Source organism: Thioalkalivibrio sp. ALE9, assembly GCF_000377445.1.
GTDB lineage: Bacteria > Pseudomonadota > Gammaproteobacteria > Ectothiorhodospirales > Ectothiorhodospiraceae > Thioalkalivibrio.
Genome location: NZ_KB898128.1, coordinates 1 through 15319 on the forward strand (window position 1 = coordinate 1; position 15319 = coordinate 15319).

At 68.6% G+C, this 15319-nt stretch carries 17 protein-coding genes; 3 read left to right on the top strand and 14 right to left on the bottom strand.

Translation table 11 applies throughout. The features are described from left to right. The coding region (locus D106_RS14280) for a transposase (protein WP_018879900.1) at window positions 1-196 on the bottom strand (196 nt) is incomplete at its 3' end. Between the two features lie 178 nt (window positions 197-374). After that, complete coding sequence (gene fur / locus D106_RS0109660) at window positions 375-800, bottom strand: ferric iron uptake transcriptional regulator (protein WP_017940353.1); 426 nt, start codon at window positions 798-800, stop codon at window positions 375-377. A gap of 98 nt (window positions 801-898) precedes the next feature. On the opposite strand from fur, the gene D106_RS0109665 reads away from it, so the two are divergent. Next, window positions 899-1261, top strand: coding sequence for an outer membrane protein assembly factor BamE (locus D106_RS0109665; protein WP_017940352.1), 363 nt, complete (start codon window positions 899-901; stop codon window positions 1259-1261). Window positions 1262-1306: 45 nt separating this feature from the next. Here the strand turns inward: D106_RS0109665 and D106_RS0109670 are convergent, their stop codons facing one another. From D106_RS0109670 to D106_RS0109680, 3 genes are read right to left on the bottom strand one after another with little or no spacing between them, the layout of a single operon-like run. Beyond that, complete coding sequence (locus D106_RS0109670; RefSeq protein WP_051074742.1) at window positions 1307-1660, bottom strand: RnfH family protein; 354 nt, start codon at window positions 1658-1660, stop codon at window positions 1307-1309. A gap of 28 nt (window positions 1661-1688) precedes the next feature. Further along, complete coding sequence (locus D106_RS0109675; protein WP_018879901.1) at window positions 1689-2129, bottom strand: type II toxin-antitoxin system RatA family toxin; 441 nt, start codon at window positions 2127-2129, stop codon at window positions 1689-1691. After that, entirely contained in the window at window positions 2129-3487 is a 1359-nt protein-coding gene (locus D106_RS0109680; RefSeq protein ID WP_017940349.1) for a sodium-dependent transporter, read from the bottom strand. Before D106_RS0109680 ends, D106_RS0109675 begins: the two co-directional genes overlap by 1 nt. 197 nt (window positions 3488-3684) lie before the next feature. Here D106_RS0109680 and smpB point away from each other — a divergent pair, with 197 nt between their 5' ends. Next, a complete protein-coding gene (gene smpB / locus D106_RS0109685) occupies window positions 3685-4164 on the top strand; it encodes an SsrA-binding protein SmpB (protein ID WP_018879902.1) in 480 nt (159 codons plus the stop codon). A 304-nt stretch (window positions 4165-4468) separates the two neighbouring features. Here smpB and D106_RS15280 read toward each other — a convergent pair whose 3' ends face one another. The 4 genes from D106_RS15280 to D106_RS0109700 form a co-directional block, all read right to left on the bottom strand. Next, window positions 4469-4675, bottom strand: coding sequence for a hypothetical protein (locus D106_RS15280; protein WP_081620076.1), 207 nt, complete (start codon window positions 4673-4675; stop codon window positions 4469-4471). Between the two features lie 392 nt (window positions 4676-5067). Continuing rightward, entirely contained in the window at window positions 5068-5778 is a 711-nt protein-coding gene (dnaQ, locus tag D106_RS0109690; RefSeq protein WP_018879903.1) for a DNA polymerase III subunit epsilon, read from the bottom strand. A gap of 11 nt (window positions 5779-5789) precedes the next feature. Next, window positions 5790-6251, bottom strand: a complete 462-nt coding sequence (gene rnhA / locus D106_RS0109695; protein ID WP_018879904.1) for a ribonuclease HI — start codon at window positions 6249-6251, stop codon at window positions 5790-5792. Further along, on the bottom strand, window positions 6244-7005 hold the full coding sequence (locus D106_RS0109700) for a hypothetical protein (RefSeq protein ID WP_028485091.1): 762 nt from the start codon (window positions 7003-7005) through the stop codon (window positions 6244-6246). The genes rnhA and D106_RS0109700 overlap by 8 nt, the downstream gene beginning before the upstream one ends. Here D106_RS0109700 and D106_RS0109705 point away from each other — a divergent pair. Then, on the top strand, window positions 7004-8584 hold the full coding sequence (locus D106_RS0109705) for a LysM peptidoglycan-binding domain-containing protein (RefSeq protein WP_026280509.1): 1581 nt from the start codon (window positions 7004-7006) through the stop codon (window positions 8582-8584). The two genes, D106_RS0109700 and D106_RS0109705, sit on opposite strands and share 2 nt — an antisense overlap. 92 nt (window positions 8585-8676) lie before the next feature. Here the strand turns inward: D106_RS0109705 and D106_RS0109710 are convergent, their stop codons facing one another. The 5 genes from D106_RS0109710 to mutL form a co-directional block, all read right to left on the bottom strand. Further along, the gene (locus D106_RS0109710) at window positions 8677-10101 is read right to left on the bottom strand and encodes a rhodanese-like domain-containing protein (protein ID WP_018879905.1); all 1425 of its coding nucleotides are present in this window, start codon (window positions 10099-10101) and stop codon (window positions 8677-8679) included. Window positions 10102-10472: 371 nt separating this feature from the next. Further along, window positions 10473-11804 (bottom strand): ribosome rescue GTPase HflX, encoded by a 1332-nt coding sequence (gene hflX / locus D106_RS0109715; RefSeq protein WP_018879906.1) that lies wholly within the window; start codon window positions 11802-11804, stop codon window positions 10473-10475. A gap of 18 nt (window positions 11805-11822) precedes the next feature. Then, window positions 11823-12077 carry an RNA chaperone Hfq gene (gene hfq, locus D106_RS0109720; protein ID WP_018141991.1) on the bottom strand — a complete coding sequence of 85 codons (255 nt, stop codon included), beginning with the start codon at window positions 12075-12077 and terminating at the stop codon, window positions 11823-11825. 127 nt (window positions 12078-12204) lie between these two features. Next, the gene (gene miaA, locus D106_RS0109725; RefSeq protein ID WP_018879907.1) at window positions 12205-13173 is read right to left on the bottom strand and encodes a tRNA (adenosine(37)-N6)-dimethylallyltransferase MiaA; all 969 of its coding nucleotides are present in this window, start codon (window positions 13171-13173) and stop codon (window positions 12205-12207) included. Next, window positions 13173-15065 (bottom strand): DNA mismatch repair endonuclease MutL, encoded by a 1893-nt coding sequence (mutL, locus tag D106_RS0109730; protein ID WP_018879908.1) that lies wholly within the window; start codon window positions 15063-15065, stop codon window positions 13173-13175. The genes miaA and mutL overlap by 1 nt, the downstream gene beginning before the upstream one ends. Window positions 15066-15319: the final 254 nt, after the last annotated feature.

The following is a 15319-nucleotide window of genomic DNA, read 5'->3' on the forward strand; positions in this document are numbered from 1 at the left end:
AGGCGCTGCACTGAAACATCTTGCGCGGGCTGCCGTGCAGGACGCAGTGGGCTTGGCACCCGCAACGCGGGCAGCGGAAGCCGTCCGGCCATCGGGCCCGCTCCAGCGCCGCCTCGCACTGGGCCTCGGTGCCGTACTGGGCGATGAATGCCGGCAACGACATCCCCGGCTGAAACTGAATCCGATTCTGCGCCATGGTGGCACCCTCCGCTCGCTGTGTAGCCTCAGCGTACGCCCGGGGGTGGCTCACCCTGTGAGCCTGGCTGACTCTCGTCGCTAATCAGGAAAAGGCAAGCAGCCGAATCGGAAGCTACTGCACACCCGCGGCGGAACCGGTGCCAGCCGGTCCGCGGTGAGTAAAACCCCGATAGCGGTCAGGCCGGGCGGTGGGGACAGGCGTGGTCGTTACAGTCGCCGTACAGGACCAGGGCATGATCCTTGATGGAAAAACCGTGGTGCTGGGCCACCTCGCGCTGGCGCCGCTCGATCGTCTCGTCGAAAAACTCCTCGACCCGCCCGCACTGGTTGCACACGATATGGTCATGGTGGCCACCACGCTCCAGCTCGAACACCGCCTGATTGCCCTCCAGGTGCAGACGACAGACCAGCCCGGCCGCCTCGAACTGGGTCAGCACGCGATACACCGTGGCCAGGCCGATCTCCTCGCCGGATTCGAGCAGCTCGCGATAGATCGCCTCGGCCGTCAGATGCCGGGTCTCCGAAGTCTCGAGGATCTCGAGGATCTTCATCCGCGGCAGCGTGACCTTGAGTCCCGCCTTCTTGAGATTACTGGTTTCCATTGCCTGTTTTCCCGGTCCGATCCGCTTGAGAGCGGCGGGACGCTTTGGTGTACCATGCGCGTTCACGGCCCACCAGACGCCGAGGACCGCCCGCTCAGATGATCAAGATTCTCATTTCTATCGCCGTGGCCGCAAGCCTGCTGAGCGCCTGCGGCGGCCTCAACCAGTTCCGTCTGGATGTACAACAGGGCAACGTGATCGACCCCGTCCAGGTGGCGCAGATCCAGCCCGGCATGACGCCGCAGCAGGTCCGCTTCCTGATGGGGTCGCCCCAGCTGGAGCCCGCCTTCCGCGCCGATGAGCGCTGGGACTACGTCTACTACCGCCGCCCGGGCTTCGGGGCGACCGAGCGCCAGCGGGTCACAGTGCATTTTGCGAACGGCGTGGTCAGCCACGTGGATGCCGACATCCCGCAGCCGGTCGCGCTGGACGAGCACCCGGTGGACATGGACAACGACTGACGCTCGCCCGCATCCCCGAAGTGCCGCGGGCTCACAGGGCTCTCGCTATTCCTCCGCGTTCTCCGGCCCTGCGTCCTTCTTCGATTCGCCCCCGGCTTCCGCATCGCCCTTGCCCGGCTTCTTCTTGCGCCCCTTTCCGGCGCGCTGGCGGCGCACCTCCTTCGGGTCCGCGATCAGCGGACGGTAGATCTCGATACGGTCACGCGGCCGCAGCACGGTGTCGCGCCGGGTAATCTTGCCGAAGATCCCGACCTTCGCATTCTCCAGATCAATCTCCGGAAACTGCAGCTCGATCTCGGACTGGCGCAGCGCGGTATCCACCGTGGTGCCCTCGGGCACCACCAGTGGCAGGATCACCTGGCGGTCGGGCCGCGCATAGGCCACCTCCACGCGGATCATGCCGTCCGCGGCGGCCGGGGCCACGGGACTATCCGGCACCGTGGACCTCGCGCGCGCGCTGGACAAAGGCATCGACCAGCGAATTGGCAATCTGGTTGAATACCGGCCCGATCGCGAAGGCCATGATGCGGTTGGCGAACTCGAATTCCAGCTCCAGGGCGATACGGGTCTTGCCGCCCTCCACCTGGCTGAAGGTCCAGGTCCCGTGCAGTCGCCGGAACGGCCCGGAGACCAGGCGCATGTCGATGCTCTCCGGGCGTTTCAGGGTATTGCGGGTGGTAAATGACTTGTGCAACGCGCCCTTGGCCAGTTCGATCGTGCCTTCCACCTCGTGCTCGCCGCGCGGGCGCGCCGACGCACTGCGACAGCCCGGCAGGAATTCCGGATAGGCATCGACGTCGTTCACGAGATTGAACATCTGCTCCTGGGTGTAGGGCACATCCGCGTAGCGGCGAATCCTCGAGGCCATCAAATCAACTCCACCGCACGCAGGAAGACAAACAGGATCGCGACCGGAGCAACGAAGCGCACCAGGAAGTACCAGACCTGATACAGAGCCGGGTGCTTCATGCGCAGCTCGGACTGCACCGAGCGCTCGGTCATCCGCCAGCCCACGAAGATCGCGATCAGGAAGCCGCCCAGCGGCAGCAGGATGTTGGCCGTCACGTAGTCCAGCAGGTCCAGGATGCCCATGTCGAACAGGGTGTAGTCGGACCAGACGTTCAGCGACAGCAGCGCGCCAATCCCCAGGAACCAGGCCCCGATGGCGATCATCGCGGTCGCCATCACCCGGGTCAGACCCATGTTCTCGACCAGGAAGGCGACCGCCGGCTCGATGATGGAGATCGCCGAGGTCCAGGCCGCGAACACCAGCAGCACGAAGAACATGGTGCCGAAGTACAGTCCGCCCGGCATATCGGCGAACGCCAGCGGCAGGGTCACGAAGATCAGCCCCGGCCCCTGCTCGGCCGACAGCCCGGCCCCGAGCACGATGGGGAAGATCGCCAGCCCGGCCATGATCGCCACCAGGGTATCCGCCCCGACCACCGCCGCCGAGGTGCGCGCGATGGACGCCTCGCTCTGCAGGTAGCTGCCGTAGATCATGATCGCGCCCATCCCGAGACTGAGCGTGAAGAAGGCCTGGCCCATCGCCAGCAGCACCGCATTCGCCGACAGCGCGGAGAAATCGGGATACAGCAGGAACTGCAGGCCGGCGAAGAACTGACCCTCGACCATTGCATAGCCGACCATCACCACCAGCATCACGAACAGCAGTGGCATCAGGATCGTCACCGCCTTCTCCAGGCCCGACTGCACCCCGCGCGCGACCACCATCGCCGTCATCACCATGAAGATGGTGTGCCAGGCCAGCAGCGCCTCCGGGTCCGCCAGCATGTTGCCGAACATCGATTCGGAACCGTCCGCGTCCAGCCCGAGGAAGCCGCCCGTGCCCGATTTGAAGACGTACGACAGCGACCAGCCGGCCACCACGCTGTAGAAGGACAGGATCAGGAACCCGGCGAGGACCCCGATCCAGCCGATCATCCCCCAGGCGCGCGTGAGCCCCTCCTCGCGCGCCAGGGCGGACATCGTGTTGATCGGGCTCTGGCGCCCGCGCCGCCCCAGCAGGATCTCCGCCATCATCACCGGCAGGCCGATCAGCAGGATGCAGCCCAGATACACCAGCACGAAGGCCCCGCCGCCGTTCTCGCCGGCGATATAGGGGAAGCGCCAGATATTGCCGAGGCCGACGGCCGAACCGGTGGCCGCCAGGATGAAGGCCAGGCGGGTCGTCCATTGCCCGTGGATCGAGGTCGTGGCAGGCATCAGTGGCTCCTTTGTGAGCGGAGACGGAAGGCGTGTGCGCGGCCATCGCGCCCGGGCAGCGCCCGGGCCCGGGCGCACAGCGCGTCGCCGAGTCCGCCGGAATTGTGGGGCAGCGGGTCCTCAGGCTCAACTTTCACCACGGATGCAGGCCCATGCCGACTGCTTCGCCGCGCCGCCTGCAGTACACTGCGCGGGTTATGGGAAAGAAGAAGAAACAAGGCGGCGACAACTCCAGCACCATCGCGCTCAACCGCAAGGCGCGCCACGATTTCTTTATCGAGGACCGCCTGGAGGCGGGGCTGGAGCTGGAGGGCTGGGAGGTCAAGTCCATGCGCGCCGGGCGCGCGCAGCTCAGCGAGGCCTACGTGCTGCTGCGCAACGGCGAGGCCTTCCTGTTCGGGGCCCACGTCACCCCGCTGCCCACCGCCTCCACCCATATCAACCCCGACCCCAGCCGCACGCGCAAGCTGCTGCTCCACCGCTCCGAGATCAACCGCCTGGTCGGCGCGGTGGAACGCAAGGGCTACACCCTGGTACCGATGGCCCTGTACTGGAAGCGTGGCCGCGCCAAGCTCGAGATCGGGCTGGCCAAGGGCAAGAAGGAATTCGACAAGCGCGCCGCCAAGAAGGACAAGGACTGGGAGCGCGAGCGGGCGCGGATTTTGAAGCACAACTAACGCCGCGGCACCCCGCCCGCCGTCCCCGTTCCGGCTCGCGCCGGTCGCCCCGGCCCCATCCCTCGCCGTTTACGGTCCCTTCGTCCGGCCGCCTGCCTCGTGGTGGCTGGTCCTGGTTCGTCGTCTGGTGTTTACGGTGGCTCCGGTCCACATACTGCCCGGCGCTGACTCGCCAGCGCGCCCCGAGGCACTTTCTTGCTTGCCCAAGAAAGTGCCCAAAGAAGGGCACCCGGATTTCGCCCGGGAACCTCGCTCCGGACGCGCTGGGCCGGCGGCGCTGAACTCGCTACGCCTTCGGCTTCGCTCAGACATCCAGCGCCTTCTCCCGGCCCGAGAACCCTTCCGCAAGGGGCTCCATACGGGAGGCGAAGGTCAAAACCGAACGTGTCCCCACGTTTGCGCCTAACCATAGGCAACGCCGTCCGAAAGCCCCCGGCGCCCGCTGCGCGGGCGCGGCACGCAACGGCCGAGGGCCGAGCGTGCCCAAGATGTGCGAAGACCTAGCCTTCATCCACTGGCAAGACCATCGGGACGGCCGTTGTTTGGACCTGCCTCCCCGTTGTCGTCGCGCCGAGCGGAGAGGGTTTTCGCGGGAGAAAAGGCGCTGGATGTCTGAGCGAAGCGCAGCGTAGCGAGTTCAGCGCCGCCCGCGAAAAGCCTCGGAGCGAGGGAAACCCCGGCCCGCACAGCGGGCCGGGGTCGCGGCAGTCGGGCGTGTTTCTTGGGTACTTCTTTGCACGAGCAAAGAAGGACCTCGCGGCGCGCTGGCGAGTCAGCGCCGGGCAGTATGCGGACAGAAGCCACCGTAAACACCCGATGCTGAACCAGACCTAGCCACAACAGGGCAGGCGGCCGAGCGAAGGCACCAGAAGGCCGGAGCAGCTCCGCCGCCGGACGACGGAATCAGGCGTTGGCGCGCCAGCGGCAGGTGCCGCCGGCTGCCTCGTCGAGGGTCTGCAGGAGCGCCTCGTGCGCCGCCTGCTCCTCCGGCGTCGGCTCGATCACCGGAAGCGGCTTGCCCGAACGCCGCGCCTGGACGGGCCCGGCCGCGGCGTCGCCGTCACCCCCGGCATCCAGCGTCAGCGCCACCTGCCCCCCGGTCATCGCCAGATAGACATCCGCCAGCAGCTCGGCATCCAGCAGCGCCCCGTGCAGGGTGCGCCCGGAACCGTCCACCTCGTAGCGCTTGCACAGCGCATCCAGGGAGTTGCGCGCCCCGGGATGCATGCGCCGCGCCATCACCAGCGAATCCAGTACGGTGCAGACCTCGGCCACCTCGGTCGCCGGCGCCGCATCACCCAGCAGACGCAGTTCATGGTTGATGAAGCCGACATCGAACGGCGCGTTGTGGATGATCAGTTCCGCACCACGGATGAAATCGACGAACTCACCGGCCACGTCGGCAAAGCGTGGCTTGTCGGCGAGGAATTCGTTGGTGATCCCGTGGACCTCGACAGCGCCGGCGTCGATCTCGCGGTCCGGCTGCAGGTACTCGTGGAGCTTGCGCCCGGTCGGACGGCGGTTGTCCAGCTCCAGACAGCCGATCTCGATGATGCGGTGGCCGTCGGCAGGCTCCAGGCCCGTGGTCTCGGTATCCAGCACGATCTGGCGCATCGCGTTACCCCTCAGTTCTCGATCGGTTCACCGGCCAGCAGGGCGTCGATGCCCGCATTGGCCAGTTCATCGGCACGTTCGTTCTCCGGATGGCCGCTGTGGCCGCGCACCCAGTACCACTCGATATCGTGACGCTGGGCCTGCGCGTCCAGCGCCTCCCACAGGTCGCGGTTCTTGACCGGGGATCCGCTGGCGGACTTCCAGTTGCGCCGTTTCCACCCGGGCAGCCACTCGGTCACGCCCTGCTTCACATACTTGGAATCCGTGACCAGTTCCACCTTGCAGGAGCGTTTCAGGGCCTCCAGCGCGCGGATGGCGGCGGTCAGTTCCATGCGGTTGTTGGTGGTCTCCGCCTCGGCGCCGTAGAGCTCGAGCTCGCGCCCACCGAAGCGCAGGATCGCGCCCCAGCCGCCGGGACCGGGATTGCCGCGGCAGGCCCCGTCGGTATAGATGTACACACGTTCGTCAGCCATGCGTTCGGCGGGCTCCGGAATGATCGGTGCGCGAGGATACCAGCCCCGGCCGCATCGCGGGGTTGGGCATCGCAAAGCGGAACCGCTGTGCCGGGCGCAGGGGCATGTCCACACGTTTGTGGGCGACGGTCAGGATCATGCTGGCCAGCGGTGGCAGGCCGCGCAGGGTCCAGGCGTCCATGGTCGCCAGGCGCTTTTGCCAGGCGGCGGGCAGCCCCGGCGGGAGCAGGCTCAGGCTCCACTGATCGAGGACCTCCAGATCCGCCGCCTCCAGTAGCTCGCGATACTGGCGCCGGCGCAGTCCCTCGGGCACCGGTGAGGCGCGCACGCCGTTGCGCCCAACGTGCTGCAGGCGGTTGCCCTCCAGCAGAAACACGCGCCCCTCGGGTTCCAGCACGCGGGCCGCCTCGGCCACAACCGCCTCCGGATGGTCGCTCTGCGCGCAGGGATGGGCCAGCACGATGCGCCGGGCGCAGTCGGACTCCAGCGGCCAGGCCTCCGGATCCATGCGCAACACCGGATGCGTCGAGGCAATGCGGACCAGCGGCGCCTGCAGGGCGTCGCTGTCCTCCAGGATCGGCACCGGGGCCAGCTCCACGGCCAGGTCGCCGGGGCCCGGGTCACCGTAGCGACGAATGCGTTCCAGAAAGCGCTCGCGGACCCTGCGCCCCTGGGGCTGGGCGTACCAGTGCGCCAACCAGTTCAGGAACGGGTCTTGGTGATCCCCCATCTCTGGTTTATCCTCCAGCGCCATGAAACTACGCCTCCACTCGCGGCTGACCACCGCCATGACCCTGGGCCTGACGGCACTCTTCGCCTCTGCCTGTAGCCTACACGACTCCGAGCGCACGCTGGATACCTCGGCGGCGGATCAGCCCATCGTGGAACCGCGCACCACCGAGGATGTGCAGGCCGCGATGGAACGCCAGAGCCGCGACGCCGCACAGCGCGCCGCCGAGACGGATGACCTGTGGGAGCGCGCGCGCCTGGGCTTCGGCTTCAACGATGCGCTGGACCACGAACGCGTGGAGCGCTACATCCAGCACTACCGCGACCACCCGCGCATTATCGAACACAGCACTCGGCGGGCGGAGCCCTTCGCCTACTTCATCCTGTCGGAGATCGAGGCGCGCGACATGCCTGCCGAGCTCCTGCTGTTACCGATCGTCGAGAGCGGCTTCGTCGCCCAGGCGACCTCGCGCAGCCGCGCGGCCGGGATCTGGCAGTTCATGCCGGCCACCGGCGACTACTTCGACCTCGCGCGCGACCACTGGTACGACGGGCGCCGCGATGTCTACAAGTCCACGCTGGCCGCGCTGGACTACCTCCAGGCCCTGCACCGCCGGTTCGACGACTGGTACCTGGCGCTGGCCGCCTACAACTACGGCCAGGGCAACATCCAGCGCGCGATCGACCGCAACGCCGCACGCGGCGAGCCCACCGACTACTGGAGCCTGGACCTGCCCGCCGAGCCCACCGCCTACATCCCGCGGCTGCTGGCCCTGCGCCACCTGTTCCTGGACCCGGACAGCCACGACATCGCCATCACGCCCATTGCCAACGAGCCGGCCCTGGAGATGATCGAACCCGGTCGCCAGGCGGACTTCTCGCTGATCGCGGAACTCGCCGACCTGGACACCGAGACCCTGAAGCAGCTCAACCCGGGCTATCACCGGCACGCCACCCATCCCGGCGGCGCGCAGCACCTGTTCGTCCCGCGCGAGGCCCTTCCGGTCCTCGAGACCGCGCTGGAGACACGCGATGACGAACCTCTGATCCGGTTCCGGGAGTACACCGTGCGCATGGGCGACAACCTGGGCCGGATTGCCGAACGCACCGGCACCCGGGTGGCGGTGCTGCGCGACATGAACAACCTGAACGGCGACCTGATCCGCGCCGGGCAGACGCTGCGCCTGCCAGCCAGCGCCTCCGGCGAGGACACCCCGGTACAAGTCGCCGGCGACAACGGCCAGCCCGCCGAGGATTACGAGGTCCAGCCGGGTGACAGCCTGTGGCATATCAGCCAGCGCACCGGCATGTCCATCGGGGCGCTGCGCGCCGCCAACGGTCTGGAGCCGGACGCGATCCTGCGCCCGGGCGACACGCTGAAGGTCGTGCGCGCCGATCCCGAGCGTGGCCCCGATGGCCGGCGCGTCGAGTACGAGGTCCGCCCCGGCGATTCCCTGTCGACCATCGCCCGTCGCCACCAGGTCAGCATCGGGGATCTGCGCCGCTGGAACGGGCTGAACGGCGACGGCATCCGCGCCGGCGAGACCCTGACCCTGTACCTGGCCAGCGCCGACCGGGAGACCCTGGCCCAGGGCGACGCCTGAAACAAGGCGCCCCACGAAAAAGCCCCGGGCAGGACCCGGGGCTTTTTTCGTGGGGAAGCGGGCGGCGCCTGCCGCCCGCGCGACACCGGAGATCAGGCGGCCCGGCGATCGCCCTCGCCGCTGGCATCCACTCGGTTCCAGGCCTGCATGCCGCCCACCACGTTGTACACCTGGTGGTAACCCAGGCGCTGGAGGATGGATCCCGCCACGGTGGAGCGGTAGCCACTGCCGCAGACCACCGCCACCGGCTCGGCCTTGTCGATCCCGGGGATGCCGGTGCGGGTATCGGCCACCGGCTGATTGACCGCGGCCTCCGCATGGCCGGCCTCGAACTCGGAGACGGCCCGAACATCGACCAGGCGCAGGCGCCCGTCGGCGATCGCGGTCCGCGCCGCTGGGGCATCCAGCTGGGCAAGCGTGGCCAGGGGCAGCCCGGCACTGGCGTATGCCGCCATGCCACCGCGGACAAAGCCCTCGATATAGTCACGGCCGGTGCGTACCAGCTGGCGCACGGCCTGCTCGATCACCGCGGGATCCCCGTTCCGGTCCACCAGCACGATCGGAGTATCGTCCGGCGTGACCCAGCCGGCCCAGTTGGCGAAACCGCCGTCGATGCCGATGCCCAGGGCCCCGGGGATATGACCGCCCCCAAAGGCCAGCGGATCGCGCAGGTCGATCACCGTCACCTCGCCGGCGGCGGCACGGCTCGAAACCGCGTCCGGGTCCAGGGCCGTCATGCCAGGCAGCGGGATCACCGCCTTCGGCCCCTCGGAGTTGATCCGCTTGTTGCGCGGATAGAAATCGGGGATCGGCGGCAGCCCGTTCAACAGCTGGTGCACAAAGGCGTCCTCGTCCAGCGACGGGTCCAGGTACGGGTTGGTCCGACGCTCGTAGCCGAGCGTGGAGACCGGCCGACCGGCCATCCCGGCGCCACAGGCCGAGCCCGCACCGTGGCCCGGATGCACCTCGACCCCGTCAGGCAGATCCGCCAGCTTCTCGCGCACGCTGTGGAACATCTGCCGCGCCAGCGCCTGCTTGGCCTCCTCGCCGAGCAGGTCCGGCCGACCCAGGGAGCCCACGAACAGGAAGTCACCGGTGATGATCGCGATCGGATCCTCGCCGGAGCGGGCCCCGTCATAGACCACGAACATCAGGTGTTCCGGGGTGTGCCCCGGTACATGGCGGGTCTCTATGCGTACATTGCCGAGCTGGACCGCATCCCCCTCGACCAGGTCCTCGTGCGGGAACTGCACCTGAAAATGCTCGCCCGCATCGTGCCCGGACAGCAGCAGACGGGCGCCGGTCTTGTCCGCGAGTTCGCGGGCGCCGGAGGCGAAATCGGCGTGGATGTGGGTATCCATCACGCGGGTGATGCGATAGCCGTTGCGCTCGGCGTACTCCAGGTATACGTCGACGTCGCGCTGCGGATCGATCACGGCGATCTCGCCGCTGCCCTGACAGCCGACCACGAAGGAATGCTGGGACAGGCCGGGATCGACAAAGCGTTCAAATATCATGCGGACCTCCTCGCGTTGGCTTTTGCATGAATGTCCGACTATTTTGGTCAGGTATTAGCGCAAAAGTTCCTGGCCACGCGAGTCTGCGCAACGGGTGCCTCGTCCACCCGCCGGCCGAATCCACCACGAAGCCACGACATAGGGCAAGGTCAAAGGCGCTTCACAGGAAGACAGGAAGGTCCGAAGGAATCAATGCAGCCCAAAAAACACTGAGGGCGGACCGTAGCCAGGGAGGGTCCAGCCAATCCCATCAACAGCCTTCTAACCTTCCACCCTTCCTGTCGATTGCTTTTGCCCTTGGTTTTTTCGTGTCTTGGTGGTGACTCTTGTCGGACGGCAGGAGACGATCGGCGCGGAGGGCCGCGACTCGGTTACGCGGGTGTATCGGACTCCCAGGGTTCCAGGCGGGTCGTCTCCGGGTCCAGGCCCGCGGCGCGGAAGAGCTGTTCGAAGCGGCGTTGCGGCAGGTGCAGGCGGAGCTGGATCGATCCGTCCGGCGTGGTCTGTTCGGCCTCCACGGCCTTTTCCTCGTAGAGCTGGGCACGCAGCCGACCGGCCGCGGCCGGCAACTCGAACCAGCCCTGGGTCATGGACTCGGTGAAGGTCTCGGCCAGGCGCTGTTCCAGGCGCGCCACGCCCTCGCCGGTACGGGCCGACAGCCAGAAGGCGTCATCCGCCAGGCCGAAGCGCTCGTCCGGATCCTCGGCCGGGTTCTCCAGCTGGTCGATCTTGTTGTAGACCCGCCAGCAGGGCACGTCCTCGGCACCGATCTCCGCGAGGACCTCCTCGACCTGGCGGATGCGCGCAGCGCGCTCCGGGTCGGCGGCGTCGATCACGTGCAGCAGCAGGGCCGCCTCGCGGGTCTCGGTCAGGGTCGCCTTGAAGGCAGCGACCAGCTCGTGCGGCAGGTCGCGCACGAAGCCCACGGTGTCGGCCAGGATCAGTGACTGGTGCGGCGCCAGGTCCAGGCGCCGCAGGGTCGGGTCCAGGGTCGCGAACAGCTGGTCCGCCTGATAGACGTCGGAATGCGTCAGGCGATTGAACAGGGTGGACTTGCCGGCGTTGGTGTAGCCCACCAGCGAGACCGTGGGGATCTCGTTGCGCAGGCGCGCCTGACGGCCCTGTTCACGGGTGCGCTCCACTTTCTCCAGGCGCCGCTCGATATGCTTGATGCGCCCGGCCAGCAGACGCCGGTCAGTCTCCAGCTGGGTCTCCCCCGGGCCACGCAGGCCGATCCCGCCCTTTTGCCGCTCCAGGTGGGTCCAGCCGCGCACCAGGCGCGTGGACATGTGGCGCAGCTGCGCCAGCTCCACCTGGAGCTTGCCCTCGTGGGAACGGGCGCGCTGGGCGAAGATGTCGAGGATCAGCCCCGAGCGGTCCAGCACCCGGCACTTCAGGTGGGCCTCGAGGTTGCGTTCCTGGCTGGGCGACAGGGCGTGGTTGAAGATCACCACGTCGGCGCCGGTGGCCTCCACCGCCTCGCGGATCTCGTCGGCCTTGCCGGCCCCGACAAACAGTTTCGGGTGCGGCCGGTCGCGGGAACCCCGCACCACCGCCTGGATCTCGGCCCCGGCGGAACGCACGAGCTCGTCGAACTCCTGGACCTGGGCCTCGATATCGGGGTTGTCCCCGATGTTCAGCGCGACCAGGACGGCCGCGTTGCCAACAGCGGCCTCGCCGCCGCTCTCCGGACGCTCAAACAAGCCGGGGACCCGTCCTCATCAGGACTCGGCCTCCGCGGAGGCGGCCGCCTCGCCCTCGAGATTCATGTTCACCTGCCGGGCCGGGACGATCGTGGAGATGGCGTGCTTGTACACCATCTGCGAGACCGTACTGCGCAGCAACACCACGAACTGGTCGAAGGATTCGATCTGCCCCTGCAGCTTGATCCCGTTCACCAGGTAGATGGAGACCGGGATGCGGTCCCGGCGCAGCGCATTCAGGAAGGGTTCCTGCAACATTTGCCCTTTGGCCATCGGTGCGTTCCTTGATCGTTATTATTGGTTCGCGAGCCGCGCGAACGACTCTTTGCCGGCCCGCCGGTCGGCCTACCTGAAGCGTAGCATACCGGCTGCGGGCCGCCGTTAAACGCCCGCTCCGGCGTTATCCGGACGTCACCGCCGTCGCCGGCGTAGTGCGTGCCGCGCCGAACGCCTCCAGGGCCTGCGACAGATCTGCGTGCTCGGCGTTCAGCCGCGCATGCAGCGGGAAGCGCCGCAAACCGGTGAGCTGGCGCTTGGCCAGTTGCCGGGTCGCGGCGATGGCGCGCTCGCGAAAGGTCGCAAAGTCGTACTCCCCCGCCAGCCACTGCCAGCCCTGGCGATAGCCCACGGCCCGCTGCGACGGGTGCTCTGCGGTCAGCCCGGGCCGCCGGGTCAGGGCCATCAGCTCGTCGACGAATCCCGCCTCCAGCATCGCGTCGAAGCGCTCGGCGATCCGTGCCCGCAGGCGTTCCCGGTCCTCCGGCCACAGGGCCAGGGACACCCAGCCGGCCGGGACCTGCGCGGCCGCCCCCTGCTGGAAGCTCGACAGCGGCCGCCCGGTCGCCGCGTAGACCTCCAGCGCGCGCAGGATGCGTTGCGGATCGTTCGGATGGATGCGCGCGGCCGCAGCCGGGTCCACATGGGCCAGTTCGGCATGCAGGGCCGCGGCACCCTCGTGCGCCAGGCGGGCGCGCACGGACGCGCGCACCGTGTCCGGCACCGGCGGGATCGGGTCGAAGCCGTCCAGCAACGCGCGCAGGTACAGCAGCGTCCCGCCCGCCAGCAGCGCGACCCGGCCGCGCGCATGGATGGCGTCGATCGCCGCGCGGGCATCGCGGGCGAAATCGGAGGCGTTGTAGGTGTCCTCCGGGTCGCGGATATCCAGCAGGTGGTGCGGGACCCGGGCCCGCTCGGCCGCGTCGGGCTTCGCCGTGCCGATATCCATGCCGCGGTAGACCAGCGCGGAATCCACGCTGACGATCTCCGCGTCCAGGGCCTCGGCCAGCGCCAGCGACAGCGCGGTCTTGCCGCTCGCGGTGGGGCCGGCCAGCAGCACGACTGGCGGCCGGCCCGCTTCCAGTTCGGCCATCAGCGCCCTCGCAGGAACAGGCGATCCAGCGCCGAGTGGTCCAGCTCCACCCAGGTCGGGCGACCGTGATTGCACTGGCCGGAGCGCTCGGTGGCCTCCATGTCGCGCAGCAGCTGGTTCATCTCGGGCAGGGTCAGGCGCCGTCCCGAGCGCACGGAACCGTGGCAGGCAATGGTGCCCAGCACCGCTTTCATCGCGCCCTCGGCCCGATGGCTGTAGCCCACCGCGGCCAGGTCGGCCAGCACGTCGCGCACCAGCTGGGCGGTGTCCTGTCCGCGTAGCAGGGCCGGCGCCGCACGCAGGGTCAGGGCCTCCGGGCCGGTCCGGTCCAGCTCGAAGCCAAGCCCGGCCAGGAGGTCGGCGCGTTCCTCCGCCAGCTCCGCCTCGGCCGGGGTGACCTCCAGGGTCTCCGGTACCAGCAGCGGCTGCGAGGTGACCCGCGCCCCCTCCCACTCGCGCTTGAGGCGCTCGTAGGTGATGCGCTCGTGGGCCGCGTGCATATCCACCACGATCAGGCCACGGGCGCTCTCGGCCAGGATGAAGGTCTCGGCCACCTGGCCCAGTGCGAACCCGAGCGGCGGCATGGAGTCGGCATCCGGGTCCGTCGCGGTTGCCGTCGGCGCGGCGGCCGACGGCTGTTCGTAGGCGGCTGGTCGGGCCTCGGCCACCGCCGACGCCCCGCGGAACTCGGCCCAGGCCGCACCGAAGCCCGGATCGCGCCCGTATGGCTCCGGTCGCGGTTCGCGGGGTGGCGCGTACCCGCCATACCCGCCACCGGCGCCCGGCACGCCGAGCCCGGACAACGGGCGGTCCGTCGGTACCGGGCGGGACGCCTCCTGGCCTGCGAAGGCCGGCGCACCACGCGACTCGGGCACCGCGGCAGCATGCCCGGCGTCCCCCGGGCGCAGGGCCGCCAGCGCCTTGTGCAGGCTGTGGAAGATGAAGTCGTGGACCATGCGCGATTCGCGAAAGCGCACCTCCTGCTTGGTCGGGTGCGCGTTCACGTCCACCTGGGTCGGATCCAGCTCCAGGTCCAGTACGAACATCGGATGGCGCCCATGGTAGAGCACGTCCTGATAGGCCTTGCGCACGGCCGCAGCCAGCACGCGATCGCGGATCGCGCGGCCGTTGACGAAGAAGAACTGCTGGTCGGGCTGGGCCCGGGACTGGGTCGGCGAACCGAGCCAGCCGGACAGCGCCAGCCCGGCGCGCTGCTCGTCCACCGGCGTCGCATGTTCGAGAAAGGCATCGCCCAGCAGGGCGCGCACCCGTTCGGCGGGCTCTTCGGTGGCCGGCAGGTCCAGGGTCACGCGATCATTGTGGCGCAGACTGAAGGCCACCTCGGGGCAGGCGACCGCCTGGGTCCGGATCACGTTCTCGCAGTGGTTGTATTCGGTGCGCTCGGTGCGCACGAACTTGCGCCGCGCGGGGACGTTGAAGAACAGATCGCGCACCTCGACCGTCGTGCCCACCGGGTGCGACGCCGGGGCGGCCTCGCGGAAGACATCGGAGCCGTCCCCGGTCAGGCGCCAGCCGTTGCGCTCGCCGTCGACCATGGAGGTCAGCGAGAGCCGCGAGACCGAGGCGATGGACGGCAGGGCCTCGCCACGAAAGCCCAGGGTATGCAAGGCCTCGAGGTCGTCCATGCAGGCAATCTTGCTGGTGGCGTGGCGCGAAAGGGCCAGCGGCATCTCGTCGCGATAGACCCCGCTGCCGTTGTCGCTGATCTGGATCAGCCGGACACCGCCCTGCTCCAGACGCACGTCCACCCGCGTCGCGCCGGCGTCCAGGGCATTCTCGAGCAGTTCCTTGACCACCGAGGCCGGGCGCTCGATCACCTCGCCGGCCGCGATCTGGTTGATCAGTTGTTCGGAAAGCTTTGCGATCGCCACGGGCGACACCTGGGGACAGAAAACCGGGTGCCTAGCCTAACCGGGGCGGCGCCGGAGTGCCTAGGGAGACGCTGATTGAATCGCACGTCCGCGTTGGTGCCCCCTGTTTTCCGAGACAAGGCGCGTCGTGCAGCGGGTAGTGGTTCTACCCGCAAGCGGCGCAACGCAGGATCGGGGAACAGGGGGCACCAACCCCACAAGCCATTGAAAGCAGGGGCTCGGCCGCTTTCGCGTGCGCACGGCGTTGCGGCTCC